The organism is Mesorhizobium sp. CA8, assembly GCF_020164955.1.
Taxonomy (GTDB): Bacteria; Pseudomonadota; Alphaproteobacteria; order Rhizobiales; family Rhizobiaceae; genus Mesorhizobium.
The window spans coordinates 21,641-44,882 of the sequence record NZ_JAIUHG010000026.1 but is presented as its reverse complement, the minus strand read 5'-3'; the positions used below and the strand labels follow the sequence as shown (position 1 = coordinate 44,882).

Here is a 23,242-nt window from a genome sequence, read left to right as displayed (position 1 = left end):
AACGTCCGTTGCGCGTTCATGGATGCGCTCCCGGAAGCCGGCGGTCCTTCCTATGAGCGCGCCGGGCAGCATCGCTTCGGTTCGTCGCGGAATCGCCGGCATGGACCATTCCGTCGCTTCACATGGCGAGCATGGTCACCGCCAGTTTGCACGCCACGGCGACACAGGCCTTGCGGCGGTCAGGAGCGTTTTGGCGATCGCCTGACCTCAGCCCTTGACCTTGTCGGAGCCTTGAAGCGCGTCATCACCCCGAAGCCGCCTCGTAAAGCGAGCGTCGAACATCGGCGTCACCGGCTCCTGATATGCAATCCTGAACGTCAATCGAGGAGCCCGATTGCCATCGCCGCGAGGTCAGCCCGAAGTGGGCCGCGACATCGCGTGAGCGGCGAAAGCGTGACGATCGTCGATCGCTGTCGTAAACGAAAGTGCCGTGACCGGACCGACGCCGGGATCGCCATGAAGCGTCGGCACAGTTCGCTGCGCGCCACTTCTTTGACGACGAGATCGTACAGCCGGCAATACTGCCTCCACAGCGTAGCGAGATTGGGTTTGAACCGTCGGCACGACGGATGCGAGATCGGCGCACTTTTGATAGCAATGAGACGTGTCGCTATCTTATTCTTGGTTTCGCTCCGCGTCGACCTAGCATTATGCCGTAATTCGGCGCCTCTGCTTTCGTGAAGCGAACAACTTCATGCTTGCATTTCCTGCGCAAGTCGAACTGCTAGCGCATGCGTACGCACAATCGAAATCAGGGCAGCGCAGATCGATGACCAAGGGAGCGAGTGTGATTGATGTCAGGTCGATCCGGGAGCGTGAGATCACCCTTCATGGCCTTGCTAAGGCTGATGATAGGTACATAATTTACTACGACGAGACGAACAACATTCGCCGGTTGCACGTGCGATCGGACGGGCTCAACGTGCGCGAGCCAAAGTGCTTTGTCGTGGGCGGCATTGTGCACCGCGGGACGCCGCGACCGTTGCCGATTGCCGAGCTTCGGCTCTACGTATGCAACTCAATGCCCCCGAGATAAGACTCAAGCATGTGGCGGCCGGAGAAATTCTTGAGCTGCTCAACGCGCCAAGGTTGGAGATTTTCCTGAAATGGCTCATCGAACAGGAGCTGTTCGTCCAATACTCGATTATTCCGCTCTATTGGTCGATTGTGGATACAATCGACTCAATTCTGAAAGCGCGAGCCGCGGCCGCTCTGCTGGCGGTTGCGTCTCAGCTCAAGAATGACCTTTATACGCTCCTCCGCCACGACTGCGACGACACCGTTGATATTTTCATTCGCTACCGGTACCCGGATGTGGGGCCAGAACGGCGGCCGGCTTTCGTGGCCGAACTCCTCGATCTCCTGGAGCACCGGCGGGAGTTGCTCCCGCAGTTCAACCACATGATGCTGAAAGGTGTGCTTCAGATTGCGGAACCGCTCGATGCCCTTCCTTATCTTGAGGACGAGACACCCAACGTGCTGGTCGAGAGTTGCGCGCGCTTTTATGTGCAGAGGCTCTGTCTCTTCAAGAACTCCCAGCACATCCTCGGCGTTGAGGAGATCGTGAAGGAGCGTATCGAGCGGTTGTCATTCACCGACCGCGATCGCGAGCTGAAACACTTTGCGATTTCCCATGACGAACCTGGTATTCAACTGTCCGATATCATCGTCGGTATTCTCGGCAAATTCCTCTCGTTCGTCTGCTCGTCAGACGACGCGGGATTAATGGCTGCGCGGCGCGGCCTGGGGGAGCGGGAACAGCGAAGCCTGAGCCTACTGAATGCATTGCTCGATCGGTCGGTCGCGGAGACCAAGGCGTTTGAACACTACCTGCTGAGCCTAAGAGATCGGGAAGCCGCAGCGTTCTTCCTGGATCCGTCGGTCTCGCCTTAGGCGCGTGATCGTACTTTGTGGCCGACCGGATGGCCGCCATACTTGGCCTAGAGTCGTGTCGCATTCACAATGTCGGTCAGGAGGTCGTCGATGCTTCCAGACGATGTGGTAAGCCTTCCGTCAACAGCATGAGGAAGATTGTGCTCTTCTTCATAGCGATAGCTCGCCTCGAATTCTTCAATCGCCTCTCCCGCTAGAGGGACGCCACGAATTTCAGGCGCTCATATGCTGCAACGACGAAGTTGAACAGGGCCGGGTTGATGTTCACCACCGAACCATACCAATGGAACATGCGCCGGCAGGCTTGCCGAGTCTCTTCTTGGCATCGTCTAGTGGTCTCAATCGCTGCGACAACGATGTCGCGCGGAACGAGGCACAACGTCATCAGATCGGCCATGATCGGGCAGGTCGCGCATTGAAGAATAAATTGGGACAAGACAAGCAGGTGAACCGTTTTAACCATGAAATGCAACCTGTAACAACCTGGGGTTCAGACCGACATTCTTGGAACTGCTTACCGAACGTATATTAATTAACGCTAAATTAACCACGACGAATGGATGATAAGCCCTACGTTGAGCCGCATCGTCCGGCTCGAAAGAGGGATCTCAATGAAGTTCTTTCGCGCCATCATGGCTGCGAGCCTGCTGGCCGTCTGCGCTGGCCAGAGGGCATCGGCCGCCACCGGAAATGTGCTGTTCAGCGGCACGGTCACCGCGACCTGCACTATCACGATCAACTCCAACGGCACTATGACCGTGAGCAGCAATCTTCAGTCGCTGAGCTCACATAATGCCGCCGGCTCGGCAGGCAGCGCTCAGGTCGATACGACGGGCGGCGTCTCGCTCAGCGTGGACCCCGTGACCACGACGACCGTGCCGGTCTCGGACACCACGGCGACGACATGGATCCCGACCTTCGCCACTTCAGGCGCGCAGACGATTGCCGAAACCGGCACCGCAACCGCGCTGACGGTGCCGGGCACATCGACGGTGGCGGTCAATCTCGCGGCACCAAGAGCGGCACGAACCGGTTCTCCGCCGGCAACTATCAGGCGACGGTGACGCTGCGCTGCGAATAGTCCTAATGCGAAAGGATCGGTCCTTGAGAAGAATTTCAATGCTTGGGGCGGGCCTGATCGCCGCGCTGTCTCCCGTTGCAGCGATCGCCCAGTCGATGACGCCGATGCGGGGTGAGGTGCGATCCTTCACCGATGCCTTTGCCGTCCGCGTCTTTCCGGGTAATCCGTACAACCAGCGCATCCGGGTCGAGGTCCATGTCTACGACCAGGATTTCCAGCCGGTCGCGGCCAGGATCACGCCGGGCACCTTCCTTCTGGCCGGCCAGGCCTCGCGCCCTGTCCTAGTGGTCGTGCCGTTCGACGGCGCGAATGAGCGCAAAGTGCGCATCTGTACCGAGAGTATCCCCTTTCCAAGCGAGCAGACCCAGATAAGGGCACAGATATGCGGAAAGTTCTTCGGGCATCGCAGGTTCTGACCTTGTCCTTGCTGCCCGCCCTGGCTGCCGTCAGTCAGGGGCTTGCCGAGGATATCCTGAACCTGAACCTGAACCAGAACCAGACCGGTTTCAGCCTGCCCGGCGTCACCCTGCCCCAGGGCCAGGACGAGGTTCATGCCAGCGATGGCACCACCTGCCGCTCGGCCGTTTCCGGCAGCGGCGCCTATCTCGACCTCGGCATCATCCGCGGCAATAACAACAGCAACCAGGCCAACAGCGACATCGCCACCTATGGCCGCGTGGTGATCCCGATCGGGCGGACGCCGAAACGCGTCGATTGCAGCCGCCTCTACGAGCTGGAAGTCGAGCGCCTGCAGCTTGAATTGAAGCTGCTCAAAATGGGCCTCGGCGCCGACGGCCAGACCGTGGGGAGTGTGGCCGCCTCTCCACCCCAGGGCGCCGAACCCCAAGCCGGCGCGGCTCAAGTCAGCGCGGCCCAAGCCAAATCAAGGGGATGGGCCAACGAAGGCTGGAGTATCAGAGGCACGGCCGGTGGTGAAAAGAAAAAGAAACGGAAATAGCCGCGCGCTGTTGGCGTTGGCAGCGCTTGCCTGGGTCTGTCTCCCGGCGCAGGCGGCGATCATCGGCACCTGCACAATCGTGATCGGGGCACCGGGAACGATGAAATCGAACCCCGCTATCAACATCTTCGGCTCCAAGCAGGCGGGCGGCTCGAGCGCCGGCGCCACCATCACCGCGAACTCGACGCTGTGTTCCATCCTAAACCTGCTAGACTGCTATACCGTTTCCGCGCCCGCGCCGGCCGCATTCACGTCCGCGCCGACCGGCGGCGACACCAACCTCACCTTCGCCTCCGTCTTCCGCCTCGACGGCTCGGGGCTGGATGTCCCGGGCAGCTCGCCGCAAAAGCTGACCAACGGGACCCATACGATCCAGGTCGATCTGACCGCCACAAAGTCGCCGGGCATCTTCCCGGCAGGCAGTTATCAGGCCGAGGTCACTGTCCGCTGCGAATGATGCCTGTGGGCCACGGGCGCGCGCAACCGACATGATCTGGAGACCGACGCTCTTTCCAGCTGGGCAATCCCAGGAAAGTGGTGACCCGGCCCGGGGCAAGATGCCGATCGACAGAATCGGCCTGGTCCAGGCTAATTTAAATGACAACGACGGAGAGCCTGCGTGTCCCGGCGCACCTGTGCCTTGCCCCGCCAGTCGCAAAGCGCGTGAGACGAACGCCTTATCCGCCAACTCGTAAATCCCGACGGAAAACTGCTTCCGCAGATGTTCATTCAGGTGCTGGCGAGCATAGCCCCGTCATAGTCGGCTGAAAGGCGCCCGCTGACGCCATCGAAAGCGTCCTATCAGCCCAAAGATACCAGATTGCAACGCCGCGCTCAGGCTTGGATACCCCGAAAACCTCCACCTCTTTGAGAAGCCCAAGCATCTAAGCAGACGGACCCACGATGCCGATGTTGTAAGATGCACGCCGGTCCAAGCCAGCGTGTGGAATGCAAGGGTTCAGCCGCACGGTAGGGCCGAGCGCTACCGGCAGCTGGGTTCAAACATGGCGGCGACTCCTGATACCCGCAGCGGCGATGCCGTTGCTGCTGGCGCGACCAATGGAGCTACGAAACCGGTGGAAAGACATAAACATCTATATCAATGCGGGGGCGCTAATTTAGCCTCGCGTTTTAGCCGACTCTTCCCCTACCGAGTCGGTTAGGCCCGGCGGTTCAACCCAACGCACCCCAACGCGGAGCTGTCGGGCCGCTATTATGAAAGACGACATCCAAGCTTTGCGCCGTCCGGAAGGAGATATCAAGAGCAGACAGCACGAACATTAGCATGGCGAACCGCGCATCAAGCGACGCGATCATGGCGACGGTGCGCCGGCGAAGCAGCGAGGATCGTGTCAGCGTCCCGTTCCCGTCCGCCATTCGATCGCCGATCAGAGATCAAAAATCAGCAAGGCCGCCCGGTCGGAGCCCCGGCGGCTTCCCACCCTGAACGCCGCCGCCTGCTCGGTCATGCGGACTTTAGCACGGTAAATGGCCGTTTCTGGTTGGTCCGCTTTGCCTGGAAGCTTCCGGCGGCAGCAGGGCGGCCAACACGGTAACCTTGGACCTTGTCGATGGCGAACTCGTGTATGAGCGCCATCTGCTCGTCGGTTTCCACCCCCTCGACCAGGATTTTGGGGCCGCGATTTCGGACCAAGGCGACGATGTCCTGGAGCATCGCCATGCCCTTCTGGGTACCGCAGGCGTGAAGGAACGAACGGTCGATCTTGACCGTATCGAAATCGATGAGACGCAGCCACGAAAGGCCTGCGAAGCCCGTCCCGAAATCATCAAGCCATATCTTGATACCCAGCACTTTCAGGTCGCTGATGCAGCGTAGAACGTCCGAATGCATCTCCATCTCGAGGCCTTCGGTAATTTCGAAGGCCAGCCTGCTGCCGGCAACACCGGTCTCGCCCAATATGCCGGCGACGGACGTTGCGAAACCGGGCGTCTTGAGCTGGATCGGCGAGACGTTGACGCTGACGACGCCGATGTGGTCGTCCGCCAGGAGCTCGGTGCAGACCGATCTTATCACCCAGCGCCCGAGTTCCAGGACGGCGCCGGTTCTTTCCGCCACGGGAATGAACAGGCTTGGCGGAACCAAAGTGCCGTCCAGCATCTTGAGGCGCATCAAAGCCTCGGCGGCGTGGACCTTGCCCGAAGCGACATCCTGGATGGGCTGGTAAACGAGCGAGACGAGATTCTGGCCGATCGCGATTTTCAGCAAAGCCGCGATGTTCTCGCTCTCGTCGCTGCTCTGGGGATCGGTCGGATCGAACAGCCGAGCGCAGTTCCTGCCGCCGGCTTTTGCCAGGTAGAGCGCGCGATCAGCCTCGTGAATGATCTTCTCCAGCTTTGCGCCAGCCTGCACTCTGGTCAAGGCGGCGCCGACGCTCGCCGTGACGATCGAGATGCCGTCACGCCGCAGCTCGTGGGTAAGAGCCAGCCTTTCCACTGTGAGGCAAATGGCTTCCGCTAGCTCCGCGACCCGCTCCTTCTTGTCCATACGGACCAGCACGATGAATTCCTCGCCGCCGTAGCGCCCGATCGAACCGTCATATTGCTTAATGAGATCGCGAAGCGCATTGGCGACATGGATCAAGCAACGGTCGCCTTCCTGATGGCCATAGCAGTCATTGAATTTCTTGAAGAAATCCACGTCGATAAGGATGGCCGCGAAACCGTTGCCTAGCTGTTGCCAGTCGCTCCAGTAGTCACGCAGCTTCTCATCGATTGCCCGCCTATTCTCCAGCCCCGTAAGCGGGTCTGTCCGCGATAGCCGCAGCAGGGCCTTGCCGCGCTCTGTGGCCTCCCTGTGCTGAATTTTGGCTTCCAGGGCGTTCAGGAAGACGTTGTAGCGCTCCCCATTCAGCTTCCAGTTCACATATGACGTGAACGTAAAGCACGACACGTAGAAGGTCGCGAACACCATCTTGTAGGTTAATGTAGCGGGCAAAAAATAGTTTACCAGGTACAATATTAACATTATTATTGTTGACGTTACTATCGACAACTTGAAGCTGAACGTGAAGAAAAGATTGGCACTCATCATGAAAATCGTGCCGAACACCATGTAGTACCCAACGCTTTCCTTGTCGGCGCCGGTAAAGGCTGGGCAAAGCCAACCGACATAACCGAAAATGATGGCTCCGGCGCAAGTCAAATCGAGCCATTCCGTCGCGACCCCGCGGCGAAGCTGTTCTTCCAAAATCAGCAAGGCTGTTATGCCGACGACGAAGCGGGCTACAATCGTATAGGCCGCCACGTCCGGTATCAGCAGCAGATCCGTTGCCGAAAACGTCAAATAAATGGCGACTGCCATCCATAGCCCAGGCCTGGCTTCCGTTCTTCGTTTCGCCTGGGCTTCCGCTCGATAGAGGACGCGGAGCTCGTCACGCCCCGGCTCGCAGCGGGATTCGTGCGGCTCCACATGCGCCATATCGGCCAATGCGGAGGAGACGCGGTAGTTCACAGCACCCCCCCGCTGAACGGGGTTTTGCGTTGCGAGATCCTTTCCAGCTTCTGCCCCACGCGTCGACTCCTTGGGACACGGTTTGCCACGCAATCATTGCACTGGCGCAGGCCAAGTTTGCATTAACTGGAACCCGGACTCCGAGCCAGGAGATGCTCAAACATCTGAAATGGTTAACGGAGAATTAATCATATCGGTAAAATGCGTCCGAGCCGGCATTGGCAAATGACGCATTCTACGCAATAAGTTAACTGCCTGTTAACTATGGAGCGGCGCGTGCGAACCGTCTTAGATGGCCAAAGCCTGATTACAGCCGAGATAATCGCCGCCAACCTACATCGAAAACCAGAACATCATGGCGAAGCGTTCGAAACCGCACGCGCTGAGCTTGCGCTCATCCTGCACACGACCAGCCAGCAGATCGAACGAGGTAAGAACCCGGCCGATCTTGTTAGCCGCCTGCTGTCGACGCTCAACGCACTGCGATCCAGGCTTCGCCCCGATGTCTGGCAATCCTTAATACCGGTGGCGCAGAACCATCCAATCCTGGAATACTTTCTCGAAGACCCGCTGACGCGCTGGTCTTTCACAAAGCCCAGGGGTTATTCCGGCGACGCGCAGCTGCTCGACTACATCTATTGCGACCCTCATGTGGCCGACAGCGTGGCGAACGCCTCCGAGATCGGCACGGCGCTCTACAGCCATACCAAGAATGTGCCGTCCTGCATCGCTGCACGGGAGCGGCGCGATCTTCTGACCCGCTATGTCGATGAGACCGCGGCCAGAAACGGGCCGGAAACCGAGGTTCTGGCAATAGCTGCCGGCCATTTGCGGGAGGCCAATCGTTCGGCGGCGCTGGCGGAAGGGCACATCAAGCGCTGGGTTGCACTCGATCAGGACCCGCAGAGCGTCGGCCTGATCGCGCGCGAATTCCAGGGCACAGCGGTCGAGGCATTGGACGGTTCGGTGAGGACCGTGCTCGCTAGGGGTCATAGGCTCGGCAAGTTCGATCTCATCTATGCCTCGGGCCTTTACGACTATCTTGCGCACAATGTCGCAGTGAAACTCACGAAACACTGCATGCAGATGCTGAAGCCCGGCGGCACGTTCCTGTTCGCGAACTACGCCGAGGGCAATCCCGACGCCGGATACCGCGAAACGTTTATGGACTGGGTGCTGCTGCTGCGATCTGAGGCCGATATGTGGAACATCATCAATGGGAGCGTCGACCGCAACACGGTCGAGGCGCAAGTGTTCTTCGGCGAGAACCGAAACGTGCTTTACGGCGTCATCGGAAAACGGGGTTAGACAGCGCACGCGGTGGATCGCGATGCGGCTGGGCGAGATCATTGTAAACACGTTCACAACTATCTTGGTGATATGCGGCCTCGCCCTGATTTTTCCGGCAGGCCAAATCTTCCCCAGACGCCGAGCACGAATGGTCGTCCTTCGGCCAGCCGATCCCGACACGACAGCGTCGATCCGTGACAAGCGCCAGCAACTGCCAGGCTACTTCGATCTTGCGCTCGCACCAAGAGGCCAACGGCATTGCGATAGGACCTTCACGTCCAGCGTTTTGGTCAGATGCGCGCAGAACGCCCTAACTCCCCTCCGAGGGCAGGTTAGCATTTGGATCCCTGGGGACTGAGTTGCGAACCCGGGTCCGGGTGCCGTGCGTGCGAAGACACTGGTATCCGCCGGCGTTCGCCGACTTCGATGTCGCACCGTCAGACGGCAGGTTAATTAATCCGTCCTCGAAGGAAAAATCGGCCGAGACCTTCCTGGCCTGTCCACAGCTGCCGCCATCCACGACCGCGCTTGTTGGTGACAATGGCTCTTGCTTGCCGAATCCCATCCCGTCCAGCCATGATCCGGCATGGACGAACTCTCGATTCCCACGCTGGGGCTGATCCTTCTGACGGCCTCGCTTGTCGCCATGATCTCAAGGCGGCTGCCTTCCCTACAGCGTCGGGCTGGTGGCCGCCGGGATAGCGGCTTTGTCCCGGGCGGAACCGAGCTGCCACTCAGCCGCGAGCTGATCTTCACGGTGTTTCTGCCGCCGCTGATTTTCCAGGCGGCGCTTGAAATCGAATGGCGCCATTTCCGGGTCAACCTTCCGGTGACTGCTTTGCTCGCCTTTCCTGGGGTGGCGATCGCCGCTGCTGTTGTAGCGCTCGGAATGCATTGGCTGCTCGGATGGAGCTGGACCGGCGCAAGCCTGTTTGACGTGCTGATCGCGGCGACGGATCCGGTCTCGGTGTTGGCTGCATTCAAGGAGCTGAAAGTGCAGCCGCGCCTTGGACTACTGGTCGAATCCGAAAGCCTGCTCAACGATGGCGCGGCGGCAGTCGGTTTCGCCATCCTGATCGCCATGGCGTCGGACGCCAGCGCCACGCCCGTGGCCATCGCCTCTTCCTTTGTCTGGATCGTCGCCGGCGGCATCGCGATCGGCGCGGCCGTCGCAGCAGTGCTCCTTCTTATCGCGGGGCGGACGGAGGATCACCTGGTGGAGATCACTCTCACCACGATCGCGGCCTATGGATCTTTTTTGATTGCCGAGAAATTCGGCATGTCAGGCGTTCTTGCGACGCTCACCTCCGGACTTCTGGTTGGGAATGTGGGCTGGAAGGGCGCGATATCGGCCAACGCGCGAAGCCACGTGCTGGCATTCTGGGGCTATGCCGCGTTCCTCGCCAACTCGATCGTCTTCATCTTGATTGGCGGCCATGAGGCGCACCAGCCTCTCGCGATCTTTGCGGGTAGCTCTGCAGTAGCCGTCGCACTCATGCTGCTGGGCCGGGTACTGGCCATCTATCCGCTCTGCGCCCTCCTCAACCCGACTTCGCTGAAGGTGGATCTCAAGTACCAGCATGTCCTGGTTTGGGGTGGACTGCGCGGCTCGCTCGCGCTTGCCCTTTCGCGTGCGCTGTAGCGGCTGGTCACCGTGCCTCGCGAATGCCCAACCAGGGCGGCGATCGTCGCTTCGGTGAACCCAAGGTCATTTCCGATGCTAGCGAAGCTGTGTCGCAGAACGTGCGGCGTGATGTCGGCCAAGTCGGTGTCCTTGAGCAGCTTCGTCCACTGCCCTGGGGAAGCTCTCGAACGGCATGCCGTCCTCCCAGCCGGGAAAGACGCAGTCTTCAGCATCCTGTTCCTCGTCGCGGCGACCTTCGAGGTATTCCAGGGCTGGCAAGCCGATGGGACGTACTGATGCTCCCTCCTTGCTGTCGGCGAGGCGCAGGCAACTGCCCGCGATATCAACTTCGCCCCAACGCAGGCCGATGACTAGCGACGCGACCGGCCTGCAGAACGGTATTGCACGACGTAGCTTTTCTTCCCGAGGCAAAGACGCGCAACCCGAAACCGGGCAACTCCTCGTCCCAAATGACATAATCGGCGGAACGAATTTCCGTGGTACCGACAGTTCGTTTGGTCAGCTTCGCCATGCTCGGGCGACTCCTTGAAAGATTCCGCGCGTAAGCAAAGCGTAAGCACGACAGGGCAGGGTTTCGACCGCCTTGTCGTAGCCTTGGCGCTTACTGAATTCGAATTTGTTTGTGACTTCAGCGGTATAGCGCGCGATCGGATAGAAATGGACAGGTTCTGCGAAACCGATTATCCATTCTCCGAAGGCAGAGGTCGCAGATTCGAATTCTGCCGGGCGCGCCAATTTCTAGTTGCGGAGCAAGTAGTTAGCCCTTCACGTTGCTCACCTGAAGTCCTTTAGTGCTGAGCGGCGTAAGCGCTGAGAACCCGAGTTAGGGCAAAGCTAAGTCGCCGCATCCCACTGATTTTCGAGTAAAACAGCGCAAAACACCAGTTTCCGACGGACGAGCTTCAAAAACGAAGGTTGAGCGTTGCCCACGTGGGCAGCGCTCAAGATGACAGAAATGGGGCCGCAAGCGGAATGGCGGCTTTCCGGCTTCGCAACGAAGGATGTCAGAAGTTAAAACTGCCTCGGTCGGGCCGCCAGCTGTTCTTGCTTCGCGGCATCCGTTGACGGCGCGTTCAAACGGGAACGCGATCTGACAGAAAGCGGCGCCAGCCGCCGAATGACGAGATGTCGGAAGCGCCAAGCAAGCCCGCGGATTCCACCAGAAAGCCTTTGGCGGTGCTGCCGTCGTCAAGCTCTATGTTTCCAATGCCCAGCGGCGGCGGAATGGCGGCCACAAAGCGGCCGAAGGCGTCGGCAGGCAGCCGCCAGACCTCTACCTCGATCGCAGTGCCGCCGCTCTCCACACGGACTAGCCCCGGCTTGGGCGTGGCCTGGCCGGCGAGCTGATAAAGCTTGTATGAAGCGGCCGTCCTTATGGCCCGGCAGAACCGGGCGCCGGCCTCCTTGAGCTGGCCATTGAGCGGCATTCCCGAGAGGTGAGCGCCGACCACCACCAATTCGATCGTCCCGTCTTCGGCCGGTGCGCCGACGGGCTGCGCGCTCGGCTGCCGCCAGCCGGTCGCGCCGAGCGTGAGACCGCTCTCGGCATGGAGATCGCGCGCAACGGACGCCACAAGGCCGTCCAGTCCGGCGGCCGCAAGCAGCGTCACGCTCATCGGCAGGCCGTCATCGCGCGTGCCGGTCGGCACGGCGATGCCGCACATGTCGAGCAGATTGACGAAATTGGTGTAGGTGCCGAGCCGGCTGTTGGTCTCGACAGGATCGGCGAGCACGGCGGCGGTGGTGTAATGCGTCGGCGCGGTCGGGACGCAGAACAGGTCGACGGAGGCGATGAGCGGGGCGAGCTTGGCCCGGTAGGCCTGCAAGGCATAGAGGCCGCGGAAGACGTCCGCCGCCGACAGCTTCCTGGCGCCGCCGATGATCCTGCTCGTCACCGGGTGCATGGCGGCTTCGTTGGCTTCCATGAAATCGCGGATCCCAGCATAGCGTTCGGCCACCCAGGCGCCCTCATAGAGAAGGTTGGCGGTGGCGTAGAAATCGCCGAACGGGATTTCGACCAGCCGGCAGCCGAGCCGCGACAGCATGGCGAGCGAGGCCTCGAAGCCGGCCTGCATAGCCGCATCGCCGAAGAATTTCCGGTCGGCTTTTGCCGGGATGCCGACGCTCAGCACAGGCGGACGCGCGGCGAGCGGCCGGACGGCGATGTCGCGCGAATAGGGATCGGCGGTATCGCGCCCTGCCGCGACGCAGAACACTGCATAGGCGTCGTCGACGGTCAGCGCGAACACCGACACGCAGTCGAGCGTGCGGCAGGCCGGAACGACGCCGCCCGTCGACAACGCGCCGACGGTCGGCTTCAGCCCGACGATGTTGTTGAGGCCGGCCGGGATGCGGCCGGAGCCGGCGGTGTCGGTTCCAAGCGCGAAGGAGACGATGCCGCGCGCCGTCGCCACCGCCGACCCGGAGGAGGAGCCGCCCGGCACCAGCTCCGCGTCGATGGCGTTGCGCGGGATCGGCCAGGGCGTGCGCACACCGACGAGGCCGGTGGCGAACTGGTCGAGATTGGTCTTGCCCACGACCAGCGCGCCGGCGGTCTTGAGCCGCGCCACCACGGTGGCGTCCTTGTCGGGCCAATAGGTGTATTGCGCGCAGGCCGCAGTCGTCGGCATTCCGGCGACGTCGATGTTGTCCTTGACTGCGAAGGGAATGCCCCACAGCGGTTTTGCCACCGGATCGAACGGGCCGAGCGCTTCGACCGCGGCAAGCAGATCCGCCCTGGCGGCGAGATGGATGAAGATGCCCGGATCGTCGGCTGCCTCGATGCGGGCATAAATCGCCGCGATCACATCGCCGACGCCGATGCCTCCACGATAGGCGGCGCGCAGACTCGCTATGTCGAAGTGGATATCACTCATTTCGTCTCCCCCAGGATGATCACCGGCAGGTCCCACTGGATCAGCACGACACAGCCGTCCTTCGTCCACACCGAATGCTCGGTGCCGACCGGATTGAGGATCACGCTGCCGGCAGGATAGTCGCCGTTCTCGTCGCTCTGGGTGCCTTCCAGCACGACGATGGTCTCCAGCGCGACATGGCGGTGACGCGGCACGCCGGCGCCGGGCCGGTATTTCAGGATTGCGACCGACGGCTCGACCGGCCCGCCCTTCAGCAGCCAATGCACGCCGATGCCGTCGCGGAAAGGCTCGAACGCCAGGTCGCGCAAGCCGCCGTCGAGCAGGCCGGCAAAGGCAAGATTAGGCATTGGCAATTCCCTCGAGCACCTGGTCGGTCGTCGCCGTCCAGCCGACGATGGCGCCCTGCGCCATGATCATGGCGATCGCCGCCGCCTTGAACTCGGGAAAATAACTTTCCGTGGCGTCCTCGGCGAGCAGGCACTCATAGCCGCGATCGTTGGCCTCGCGCATCGTCGTCTGCACGCAGACTTCCGTGGTGACGCCGGCAAAGACGAGCTGCTCGGCTCCGAGCCTTTTCAGGTCATCGCCGAAGGAGGTCGCATAGAAGGCGCCCTTGCCCGGCTTCTCGATGACGATCTCGCCGGGCAGCGGCGCAAGCTCGTCGAGGATCGCGGTGCCCGGCTCGCCGGCGATCAGCACGCGACCCATTGGCCCGACGTCGCCGATACGAACCGACGGATTGCCGCGATTGCGCTTGGCTGGCGGCAGGTCGGAAAGGTCGGGCCGGTGGCACTCCATCGTGTGGATCACCGGAAGGCCGGCGGCGCGAAAGCCGTCGATCAATCTCTTCACCGTCGGCACGATCGCGGTCACCCGGCTGACGTCGTTGCCGAGGCTGGCGCCGAAGCCGCAGGGCTCGGCGAAGTCGCGTTGCATGTCGATGACGACCAGCGCCAAGGTCCGCGGCTTGAAGGCGAACGGAAATGGCTGTGCTGCGATTTCCGCCATCAGTGGTGCCCCGCCATATGCTCGCCGATGGTCTGCACGCTGGCCTGCGCGATCGGCGTCTCGTAAACCAGCGCACCGTCCGACATGACGAAGATGCGGTCCGAGAGCTCGAGCAGCTCGTCGAGATCCTCGGACATCAGAAGCACGGCGGCACCGGCATTGCGCGCCTTCATGATCCGGGCGCGGATTTCGGCCACGGCCGAGAAGTCGAGGCCGAAGCACGGGTTGGAGACGATCAGAAGGTCGACCTTGCCGGTGAGCTCACGGGCAAGCACGGCACGCTGCACATTGCCGCCCGACAGCGATGCGATCGGCGAGGCAAGCGATGCGGTCTTGACCTTGAACTGCTCGACCAGCCTGGCGCTGAATGCTCTGATGGCGCCGGCACTGATCCAGCTCACCGGTTTGCCGTTGCCGTCGATGTCGAAGGTGCGGAAAGAAATGTTTTCGGCCACCGTCATTTTAGGCGCGCAGGCATTCTTCAGCGGCTCCTCGGGAATGAGCCGCACATTGAGAGCGCGCGCCTCGGCCCGCGTTGCCGTATAGGCGGCGCCGCGCACCATGACCTCGCCGGCATGGCGGGGGCGCTGCCCGGCCAGCACTTCTAGGAATTCCTTCTGGCCGTTGCCGGAAATCCCGGCGATGCCGACGATCTCGCCGGCGCGCACGCCGAGATCCTCGATCCGGATCGACTTCAGCCCGGTGCGGTCCGGCGCCTTCAGCGCCTTGACCTTGAGCACGATCTCGGCGTCCGGCCTGGGCTCGGCGCGGCTGTCGAGGGCTGCGATCGGCTGGTCGCCGATCATCATCGCCGCCATGGCTTTGCGGTCGAGGTCGAGGACGCGGCCAGTGCCGGTCAGCCTGCCCTTGCGCAGCACGCTGACATCGTCGGCGAATTGCGTCACCTCATGGAATTTGTGCGAGATCATCAGCACCGTCAGTTCGCCGGCCCTGGTCATGGCGCGCACCAGGCCAAGCACTTCCTGCGCCTCGCCGGGGGTGAGCACGGAGGTCGGCTCGTCCAGCACGAGGAAGGAGCGGCCGAGATAAAGCTGCTTGATGATCTCCAGCTTCTGCTTCTCGCCGGCAGCGAGCTCGGCCACCTTGACGTCGAGCGGCAGCTTGAACGGCATTCGATCCATGAACTTTGCAAGCTCGCCGCGCTCCTTGCGCCAGTCGATCACGCCCGGAACCTTCTCACGCGAAATGACCAGGTTCTCGGCGCCGGTCAGCGACGGGACAAGCGTGAAATGCTGGTAGACCATGCCGAGGCCGAGCGCCGAGGCGTCCCTGGGGCTGGCGATCGCCACCTCGCGTCCGTCGACGAGGATGTCGCCGGCGGTCGGGTGATAGAAGCCCATTGTGCATTTGACCAGCGTCGACTTGCCGGCGCCGTTTTCGCCAAGCAGCGCGTGGAAGGATCCGGCCGGCACCTTGATCGAGACGTCGCCCAACGCCGTGAAGGCGCCGAAACGCATGGTCATGCCGATGGTCTCGACGCCGACGGCCTTGTTGCCGGTGATCGCGCTCATCCTGGTTTCCTTACGGCAGCTGGGCGACGAAGGATGCCGAGCTCGACACCGCGCCGAAGACGCCGCCCTGCATCTTGGTCATCTTGATCGCGGCAAGATGATTGCCGTAGTCGGTCGCGCCGCAACAATCCTCCAGCATCACGCATTCGAAGCCGCGGTCGTTGGCCTCGCGCATGGTGGTGTGCACGCAGACATCGGTGGTGATGCCGGTGAGCACGATGTTTTCGATGCCGCGCTGGTTGAGGATCAGCTCCAGGTCGGTGGCGCAGAAGGAGCCCTTGCCGGGCTTGTCGATGATCGGCTCGCCCTCGGCCGGGTAGAGGTCGGGAATGATGTCCCAGCCCGGCTCGCCGCGCACCAGGATGCGCCCGCAGGGGCCGGGGTCGCCGATGGCGGCATTGATGCGGCGCGAGCGCCAACGCTTGTTGGCGGGCAGGTCGGCGAGGTCGGGCCGGTGGCCCTCGCGGGTGTGGATGACGGTGTAGCCTTTCGCGCGCATGGCCGACAGCACGGACTTGATCGGCTCGATCGGCGCGCGCACCAGCGACAGGTCGTACCCCATATGATCGACATAGCCGCCCGGCCCGCAGAAATCGGTCTGCATGTCGATGACGATCAACGCCGTGTTGTCGGGGCGAAGCTCGCCATTGTAGGGCCACGGATATGGGTCTGCGTCGATATAGCACCGGGTGATTTCCGCTTTGGCGTTCATGGCAAAAACTCCAGTTACTTGGTGATCGACAATTCGCCCGGCGCGCCCGCTAGCGAGCGTGTCGGCGACGAGGTGGCGATCATGATTATGAGGGTGAGGATGTAGGGGGCGGCGTAGAACAAATAGTAGCCTTGCGTGACGCCAACCGACTGCAGCGCCGGTCCGAGCGCTCCGGCGCCGCCGAACAGAAGCGCGGAGGCAAAGCAGCCGAGCGGATTCCAGCGCGCGAAGATGACCAGCGCCACCGCCATCAGCCCCTGACCGGACGAGATGCGCTCCGTCCAGCTGCCGGGATAGTAGAGCGACAGATAGGCGCCGCCGATGCCGGCCAGCGCGCCGCCGACGCCAGTGGCGATGAGGCGCACTGTGTTCGGGTCGAGGCCCATGGCGCGCGCGGCGTCGGAACTGTCGCCGACGACGCGCACGATAAGGCCGGCGCGGGTGTTGCGGAAGGCCCACCACAGGACCAGCGAAAGTGCTGCCCCGATCAGGAACAGGACGTTGACGTCGAGTGCCGCCTGCACCTGCGGAATGTCGGACCAGGCGCCGAAGGGAATGGCCGGAAGGTTGGGCGCTTTCGGCTTGATGAACGGCTTGCCGAAGAAGAAGGCGAGCCCTGAGCCGAACAGCATCAGCGCGATGCCGATGGCGATGTCGTTGACCTTCGGGAATTTGCAGATCCAGCCATGGAACAGGCCGAAGCAAAGGCCGGCGGCCGCAGCGGCCAGCAGGCCGAGCCATGGCGAGTTGGTCATGACCGCGACTGCATATGCGGTCATGGCGCCGAAGACGAGCGTGCCTTCCAGCCCCAGATTGATGCGGCCGGAGCGCTCGGTGATGGCTTCGCCCAGCGAAACGAAGATGAAGGGCGTCGACACGCGGATCGCGCCGCCGAGTATGGCGAGCGGCACGCCCCAGAGGCCGATCCCGGTCGCATCCATCACGAGGCCCTCCGCCACAAATCGGGATTGAAGGCCTTGACGCGGCCGTACAAGGTTTCGCTGAGCAGGATGACGATGAACAGCATGCCTTGCAGCACCAGCACGGCGGCGTCGGGCAGGTCCATGCGGCGCTGGATCAGCCCGCCGGACGCGTCGATGCCGCCAAGTAGGATCGCGACCGGGATGATGGCCAGTGGGTTGTGGCGGGCGAGGAAGGCGACGAAGATGCCGGTGTAGCCATAGCTGGCGGCGAGCGAGCCGTTGGCACTGCCTTGCACGGCTGCGACTTCCAGCATGCCGGCAAGACCGGCAAAGCCGCCCGCGAGCGCGGTAAAGCCGACGATGAGCGGTCCGACCGCCAGCCCCTGCACCTGCGCTGCCCTGACATTGCCGCCGGCGATGCGGGCGGCAAAGCCCCAGCGGGTTTTTTCGATCAGCACCCAGGAGAGCACGCAGGCGACGACGCCGACCGCAAGCCCCCAATGCACCTCCATGCCCGGAATGTTGCCGATGCGGTAGATGTTGGCGAGCGGCTGGGTCGAGGGCTTGTTGAGCGAGGCCGGGTCGCGCAGCGGCCCTTCCACCAGCTGGTTCATCAGGGCGATGGCGATGTAGGCCATCAGCAGGCTGGAAATGGTCTCGTTGATGGCCCGGTAGTGGCGGAGCGCGCCGACGGCACCGATCCAGATGCCGCCGGCGGCCAGGCCCGCCACGCCCATGGCAACAATGACGATGAAGGAAGGCGCGCCGCTCAGCGCCACGCCCATGGCAGCGGCGCTGACGCCGCCGAGCACGATGGCGCCCTCGCCGCCGATGACGACGAGGCCGAGCCGCGCCGGCAGTGCCACGCACAGCGCCGCCAGCAGCAGCGGTGCGGCCCGCGACAGCGAATTCTGGATGGAGAACCACGAACCGAAGCCGCCCCGCCACATGGTCTCGTAGAGCAGGACCGGCGACTTGCCGACCAGGGCGATGAACAGGCTGAACAGCGCCATGCCGACGACAAGTGCCCCGAGCGGAATGACGAAAGCTTCCGCCCGCCGCGCGATCCCTTCCAGCGCCGCCGGATATCCTTTGGCGCCGAGCAGGGCCGGCGCATCCGCACTGCTGACCGTATCGGCCATAGTCCCGTCTCCGCTCGGCTTCAGGCGGTCGAGCCGACGACGCCCTCGACGAGATAGTCCATGCTTTCGAGCTCGATGGCTGTCTCGGCGAAGGCCTGGCCCTCCGTCGCCACGACGGCGCCCTTGTTGCTCTTCAGCGGGCCCTTGATGACGGAGAAGCCGCCCTTCATCATTTCGGCCAAGGTGGCGTCGAATTGCTTGCGGGCCGGCTCGCCGACGGCGGGACCGAGCGGGCTCATCTTGACGAAGCCGTCGGCCAGTCCGCCGCGGGTGAAATTGGGCAGCGGCGTGCCGGCGATGAGGTCGTCGACGAACATCTTGTAGACCTTGGCCCAGTTCCACTCGGCCCCGGTGAGGTATTTTTCGGGCGCCAGCGGGCTCTGGTTGGCGTGGTAGCCACAGACGAAGGCGCCGCGGCCCGCGACCGTCTCGACCACCACTTTCGGGCTGTCGACATGGCAAGTGATGACGTCGGCGCCCTGGTCGACCAACGCGTTGGCGGCTTCCGCTTCCTTCACCGCCAGCGACCATTCGCCGGTGAAGATGACCTGGCAGGTGATCGCCGGATCGACCGAGCGCGCGCCGAGCAGGAAGGAATTGATGTTGAGCAGCACCTGCGGAATGGGCTTGGCGGCGACGAAACCGAGCTTCTTCGACTTCGATGTGTGGCCGGCGACGACGCCGTTCAGGTACTGGCCCATGCCGATATAGCCGAAATAGGAGCCGGCATTCATCGGGTGCTTGGCCTTGTCCCACATGCCGCCGCAATGGCGGAACTGCACGTCGGGGAATTTCGCGCACATGGCCAACATGTGCGGATCGAAATAGCCGAAGGAGGTTGGGAAGATCAATGAGGCGCCGTCGAGATTGATCATCGATTCCATCGTCTTCTGGACGTCGACCGTCTCGGGAACGTTTTCCTCCTCGACGACGGAGATGCCTTCGATGCCGTTCAGCGCGGCCGCCCCTTCGGCATGCGCCTGGTTGTAGCCATAGTCGTCCTTCGGGCCGACATAGATGAAGCCGACAGTGGCGGCGGTGGCGAAGGCACGGCTGATCGGAAAGGATGCCGAGGCGAGGCCGAGCGCGGCTCCTGCAGCGGTCGTCTTGAGCAGTTGGCGGCGGTTAAGCATGAATCTGTCGGTCATAGTGAATGCTCCCCTTTGAGACCCTTTTCCGGGTCGGTTAACATGCCGTCGAAGAAAGTGCATGCAATCACTGTGCCAGTTTGTGTCTTGAAAATTAATCAATAAAATCAGTAACCAGCTCGAAGGCTTATGCCTATGCCGGAGGCAATTGCATGCACTTTTTGCCTTGAAAGTAGCCAATTTGACAGGCAGATTAAAATAAAGGCATAGAGGGCATATCCGAGTCGAAGGCCAACGAGTCGACCGACTCCACGAGAGACGCGACGGAGGAAAATTGTCGGGGAAGCGCAGCTTGATCAGGTCGGGCACGACCGTGGATCAGATGGTCAGGGCGATCGGCGACCGGATCGTCACCGGCTACCTGCGTCCCGGCGAAAAGCTGGACGAGACCTCGCTCGCCGCTCGCTTCGACGTATCACGCACCCCTGTCAGGGAGGCGCTCGGCCGGCTCAGCGCCATGGGACTGGTCGAGAGACGGCCCAACAGGGGTGCTATCGTTGCCGTCGTGACGCAGGAGCATCTCGCCTCGATGTTCGAGAGCATGGCCGAACTGGAAGCGATCTGCGCGCGCTTCTCGGCCGAGCGCATGACCAGCAGCGAGCGTCGCGGGCTCGAGATCGAGCACCAGGCTTCGGCGCGGATGGTGCAGTTGGGCGCCGAGGAGGACTATGAGTATTTCAACACCGAGTTCCATAGCCGGCTTTATCGTGGCGCCCACAATGCGCATATCCACGAACTCACCGTGATGACCCGCAGCCGGCTGGCACCCTTCCGCCGCGCGCAGTTCATGCTGCCCGGACGGCTGGCCAAATCCTGGCAGGAACACGACCTGATCGTCACCGCAATCATGCGCGGAGATAGCGTGGCTGCGGGCCAGGCCGCCAGGGACCATGTCTCAATCGTCAGCGAGGCGAGCGCGGTGTTCGCGGCTGACGATCGCAAGCCAATTCGGCGGCACGTGGCCTGAAAAATTTCCGGACGGTCCGAATCTTAGCAGAAGATGTCGGCGCCCAGGCGGCGCAAAGTTTCGCTCCAACGACCGTGATGGGGCGCAGAGCTGCCGTTAATGGTCACCCATTTGGAGTTCGCTGAAGCGCGCACTCGGTTGGTTGAAGGGGCCGACAGCGGGTAGGCCCCTTTTGCTTGATCAGCGCATAAAGCCAACCTGCTGGAGATTGGGCTTTGGCTTAATCAGGCCGGGCGACCGGAGCTGGCATCCTCGAAATCTCGGCCGGATTACTGAATTCACGCGTGGGAAACGCCGGTCATCGGTAAACCGTCCGAGGCCTTTTCAAATACTCACGTATTGTACGGCAACGGGTCCGAACCTTTTCCAGCCCATCCGCCGAAAGCGTGGCAACGGTGGGATGGCTCCATCTGTCGACCGCGACGCGCAGCCTGTGGGACCATCGAGGCAGACGGCGACAGTATGGTGGGCAACCTCCATGCGAAAATGGTGCTGCCAAGGACTTGTCCCTTTCTCAGGGGGCGGCATATTCCGGCGCGGTCGGAGGCTGACCTCAAGGGGCGAGCCGGCGTTCCAATTGAGCCCCGGAGCCGAGCGTCAGCTTGCAGTGTTTCCGGCAGAAGCGAAGGCTGGGGAACAGAGCTGAGGAACCTTTCACCTAACGCCCAGTTCTGCTCGGTATCTGGGATCAAGTTTGCCGATAAACGATGCAGCGGAACAGGCGTACTACGGAACAGGCTGCATCACTTCTGCGACAGCAGTTCAAAAACGAAATAATGCGACGCCACTTGCGTGCGCTCCCGATTTTTCGCACGGAGAGATGGTTGCCCGACCACTTGCGTGCGATCATGGATCGGCTAAAGGCGAACGACATAAAAAACCGTAGAGGCTGAGCATTTCGCGCTAGAACTGAACTGCGTATGGATCCGCGAGTCATCCTTTGCAACTCTGCTAGGTTAAGCGGCGCCGACCAACGGCAGCAATCGCTGGGGTCAAGCGCGATAGCGGCAGAATGGACGCCCCCCTTGGCCCTCTGGGCTCATCAGGGGAATCGCTGCCGATGACCTTACGCAAGGCAACTCGTCGCCAGCCTTGGCACAGGCGCGCGAGTTGCGGCGAGTCTACATGGGGCGGCCGCCGGTAACCGCGACAACCGCACCTGCCATATAGCTCGCGTCGTCGGACGCGAGCAGTACATACGCGCCAGCAAGTTCCGCCGGATGAGCTGGCCTGCCGATCGGGGTATTTCGGCCAAACTCCCTTACTTTCTCGGCGGGCATGGTCGAGGGAATGAGTGGCGTCCAGACCGGGCCCGGTGCGACCGCATTCACTCTGATGCCCCGCTCTGCGACCATCTTGGCGAGCCCCCTGGTGAAATTCGCGACGGCCGCTTTGGTAGCTGCATAGGCAAGAAGCGGCGGCGAAGGATCGGAAGCCTGGATCGAGGCTGTGTTGATTATCCTGCCGCCCTCGCCCATCCGCTCCAATGCAGCCTGAGCCAGCATGAACTGGGAGTAGACATTCGTTTTGAAAGTGCGATCCAGTTCCTCAAATGTCAGATCTGCGATGCTGTCGACACTCGCCTGATGTGCTGCATTGTTGACGAGAATATCTAGGCGGCCAAGTTCACTTACTGCTGTCTCAATAATGTGCCGGCAATGCGCTGCGTCGCCGACATCACCGGGAACGAGGACGGCTCTTCGGCCTGCCCGCTCGATCCATTGAGCGGTATCGCGGGCGTCCTCGTGCTCCTCCAGGTAGGAAATAAGCACGTCTGCGCCCTCTCTCGCGAACGCGATTGCAACTGCTCTGCCAATGCCTGAGTCGCCTCCCGTTATAACCGCCACACGACCAGCAAGCTTACCACTGCCCCTGTAGCTTTGCTCTCCGTGGTCTGGCCGGGGAGACATCTTACTCATGGTTCCAGGTGCGCTCTGCTGTTGCTCTGGAAGTTTTCCATCGAGATCGGGGTGGATAGAAGCGGACATTCTCATATCTCACGTGTTGTAAGAATCGCCAGAAGGCAATTCGAGGGTGGTGCCTTGCTTGCCGGGCTCGGACCGTACTCGCCCGATGCTCGGTTAGTCGGAACTGCTGGTTTCGTCGGGAGCCTTGAAGGCTCCTGTTTCAATGGAACGGGCAACAGCTGCGAAGTCCGGAAATTGCGAGGCCGAACTTGCCTGGCGGGCGAAGGTTCCATCTACCGCCGGTATTGCACCCCTAAGCTCGTTTGTTCTCGATCCTGCGCCCTGCGTGAGCCGGCTTCCTAGCGTTTCCGGCGCCGTTCCACAGCATTCCGATCTCACCGTACCGGGCCAGCATCTCGCCACCTTGCTCAGAGGCAGTGCGATGCTCTTGGGTGGTTCACTGACCTTGGCTTGGGCAACCGAAGCACTCGACCTGCTCGGTCTTCTTCCTGCGTTTTGTACATTGGCGCCTCCTTTTCGGGTCCATCCAATGCTCCGTATCGTAGCGCCGGCACCGGGGTTGCCGCTGGTCTCCTGCGCCATGGCGCCTGACGTCGAGGATAGGATCGCCTTTCAACTGTGCCGAGCCGGCTGACGGGGAAACGAAAGTGGACGCGCTACATCCGCC

20 protein-coding genes and 2 pseudogenes are annotated in these 23,242 nt (G+C 61.9%); 8 read left to right on the top strand and 14 right to left on the bottom strand.

The features are described 5' to 3' along the window. Nucleotides 1–16: 16 nt before the first annotated feature. Nucleotides 17–539: pseudogene (locus tag LB553_RS24165) on the bottom strand (transposase); the annotation flags it as partial. A gap of 472 nt (nt 540–1,011) precedes the next feature. On the opposite strand from LB553_RS24165, the gene LB553_RS24160 reads away from it, so the two are divergent. Further along, nucleotides 1,012–1,893, top strand: coding sequence for a DUF3800 domain-containing protein (locus LB553_RS24160; protein ID WP_224516818.1), 882 nt, complete (start codon nt 1,012–1,014; stop codon nt 1,891–1,893). 193 nt (nt 1,894–2,086) lie between these two features. On the opposite strand, the gene LB553_RS24155 is transcribed toward LB553_RS24160, so the two are convergent. Further along, a complete protein-coding gene (locus LB553_RS24155) occupies nt 2,087–2,356 on the bottom strand; it encodes a hypothetical protein (protein ID WP_224516815.1) in 270 nt (89 codons plus the stop codon). A 148-nt stretch (nt 2,357–2,504) separates the two neighbouring features. Here LB553_RS24155 and LB553_RS24150 point away from each other — a divergent pair, with 148 nt between their 5' ends. From LB553_RS24150 to LB553_RS24135, 4 genes are read left to right on the top strand one after another with little or no spacing between them, the layout of a single operon-like run. Continuing rightward, nucleotides 2,505–2,957 carry a hypothetical protein gene (locus LB553_RS24150; protein WP_224516814.1) on the top strand — a complete coding sequence of 151 codons (453 nt, stop codon included), beginning with the start codon at nt 2,505–2,507 and terminating at the stop codon, nt 2,955–2,957. A 55-nt stretch (nt 2,958–3,012) separates the two neighbouring features. Further along, nucleotides 3,013–3,390 (top strand): hypothetical protein, encoded by a 378-nt coding sequence (locus tag LB553_RS24145; RefSeq protein ID WP_224516812.1) that lies wholly within the window; start codon nt 3,013–3,015, stop codon nt 3,388–3,390. Continuing rightward, nucleotides 3,357–3,932, top strand: a complete 576-nt coding sequence (locus LB553_RS24140; RefSeq protein ID WP_224516811.1) for a hypothetical protein — start codon at nt 3,357–3,359, stop codon at nt 3,930–3,932. The genes LB553_RS24145 and LB553_RS24140 overlap by 34 nt, the downstream gene beginning before the upstream one ends. Further along, nucleotides 3,907–4,389, top strand: coding sequence for a hypothetical protein (locus tag LB553_RS24135; RefSeq protein ID WP_224516919.1), 483 nt, complete (start codon nt 3,907–3,909; stop codon nt 4,387–4,389). Before LB553_RS24140 ends, LB553_RS24135 begins: the two co-directional genes overlap by 26 nt. 1,008 nt (nt 4,390–5,397) lie before the next feature. Here the strand turns inward: LB553_RS24135 and LB553_RS24130 are convergent. Next, nucleotides 5,398–7,371 carry a putative bifunctional diguanylate cyclase/phosphodiesterase gene (locus tag LB553_RS24130; RefSeq protein WP_224516917.1) on the bottom strand — a complete coding sequence of 658 codons (1,974 nt, stop codon included), beginning with the start codon at nt 7,369–7,371 and terminating at the stop codon, nt 5,398–5,400. Between the two features lie 297 nt (nt 7,372–7,668). On the opposite strand from LB553_RS24130, the gene LB553_RS24125 reads away from it, so the two are divergent. Both LB553_RS24125 and LB553_RS24120 read left to right on the top strand, forming a co-directional pair. Continuing rightward, a complete protein-coding gene (locus LB553_RS24125) occupies nt 7,669–8,712 on the top strand; it encodes a class I SAM-dependent methyltransferase (protein ID WP_263484201.1) in 1,044 nt (347 codons plus the stop codon). A gap of 568 nt (nt 8,713–9,280) precedes the next feature. Then, the gene (locus LB553_RS24120; RefSeq protein WP_318011524.1) at nt 9,281–10,336 is read left to right on the top strand and encodes a cation:proton antiporter; all 1,056 of its coding nucleotides are present in this window, start codon (nt 9,281–9,283) and stop codon (nt 10,334–10,336) included. Nucleotides 10,337–10,386: 50 nt separating this feature from the next. Here the strand turns inward: LB553_RS24120 and LB553_RS30830 are convergent. The 10 genes and pseudogenes from LB553_RS30830 to LB553_RS24070 all read right to left on the bottom strand — a co-directional run. Continuing rightward, nucleotides 10,387–10,551 (bottom strand): annotated as a pseudogene (locus LB553_RS30830) (integrase); the annotation flags it as partial. Between the two features lie 110 nt (nt 10,552–10,661). Beyond that, on the bottom strand, nt 10,662–10,850 hold the full coding sequence (locus tag LB553_RS24110) for a hypothetical protein (RefSeq protein ID WP_224516929.1): 189 nt from the start codon (nt 10,848–10,850) through the stop codon (nt 10,662–10,664). A 562-nt stretch (nt 10,851–11,412) separates the two neighbouring features. Next, the gene (gene atzF, locus LB553_RS24105) at nt 11,413–13,215 is read right to left on the bottom strand and encodes an allophanate hydrolase (protein WP_224516807.1); all 1,803 of its coding nucleotides are present in this window, start codon (nt 13,213–13,215) and stop codon (nt 11,413–11,415) included. Next, complete coding sequence (locus LB553_RS24100; protein ID WP_224516805.1) at nt 13,212–13,562, bottom strand: cupin domain-containing protein; 351 nt, start codon at nt 13,560–13,562, stop codon at nt 13,212–13,214. Before LB553_RS24100 ends, atzF begins: the two co-directional genes overlap by 4 nt. Continuing rightward, nucleotides 13,555–14,223: a cysteine hydrolase family protein gene (locus LB553_RS24095; protein ID WP_224516804.1), complete on the bottom strand. Its 669-nt coding sequence runs from the start codon at nt 14,221–14,223 to the stop codon at nt 13,555–13,557. The genes LB553_RS24100 and LB553_RS24095 overlap by 8 nt, the downstream gene beginning before the upstream one ends. Further along, complete coding sequence (locus LB553_RS24090) at nt 14,223–15,755, bottom strand: ABC transporter ATP-binding protein (RefSeq protein ID WP_224516802.1); 1,533 nt, start codon at nt 15,753–15,755, stop codon at nt 14,223–14,225. Before LB553_RS24090 ends, LB553_RS24095 begins: the two co-directional genes overlap by 1 nt. Nucleotides 15,756–15,765: 10 nt before the next feature. Next, nucleotides 15,766–16,467, bottom strand: a complete 702-nt coding sequence (locus LB553_RS24085; protein WP_224516801.1) for a cysteine hydrolase family protein — start codon at nt 16,465–16,467, stop codon at nt 15,766–15,768. 14 nt (nt 16,468–16,481) lie between these two features. Next, the gene (locus tag LB553_RS24080; protein ID WP_224516914.1) at nt 16,482–17,408 is read right to left on the bottom strand and encodes an ABC transporter permease; all 927 of its coding nucleotides are present in this window, start codon (nt 17,406–17,408) and stop codon (nt 16,482–16,484) included. Further along, nucleotides 17,408–18,532 carry an ABC transporter permease gene (locus LB553_RS24075; RefSeq protein WP_224516799.1) on the bottom strand — a complete coding sequence of 375 codons (1,125 nt, stop codon included), beginning with the start codon at nt 18,530–18,532 and terminating at the stop codon, nt 17,408–17,410. Before LB553_RS24075 ends, LB553_RS24080 begins: the two co-directional genes overlap by 1 nt. Before the next feature lie 20 nt (nt 18,533–18,552). Next, a complete protein-coding gene (locus LB553_RS24070) occupies nt 18,553–19,680 on the bottom strand; it encodes a BMP family ABC transporter substrate-binding protein (RefSeq protein ID WP_224516797.1) in 1,128 nt (375 codons plus the stop codon). A gap of 292 nt (nt 19,681–19,972) precedes the next feature. On the opposite strand from LB553_RS24070, the gene LB553_RS24065 reads away from it, so the two are divergent. Further along, nucleotides 19,973–20,647: a GntR family transcriptional regulator gene (locus tag LB553_RS24065; RefSeq protein ID WP_224516795.1), complete on the top strand. Its 675-nt coding sequence runs from the start codon at nt 19,973–19,975 to the stop codon at nt 20,645–20,647. 1,121 nt (nt 20,648–21,768) lie between these two features. On the opposite strand, the gene LB553_RS24060 is transcribed toward LB553_RS24065, so the two are convergent. Continuing rightward, nucleotides 21,769–22,635: a glucose 1-dehydrogenase gene (locus tag LB553_RS24060; protein ID WP_318011523.1), complete on the bottom strand. Its 867-nt coding sequence runs from the start codon at nt 22,633–22,635 to the stop codon at nt 21,769–21,771. Between the last annotated feature and the right edge of the window lie 607 nt (nt 22,636–23,242).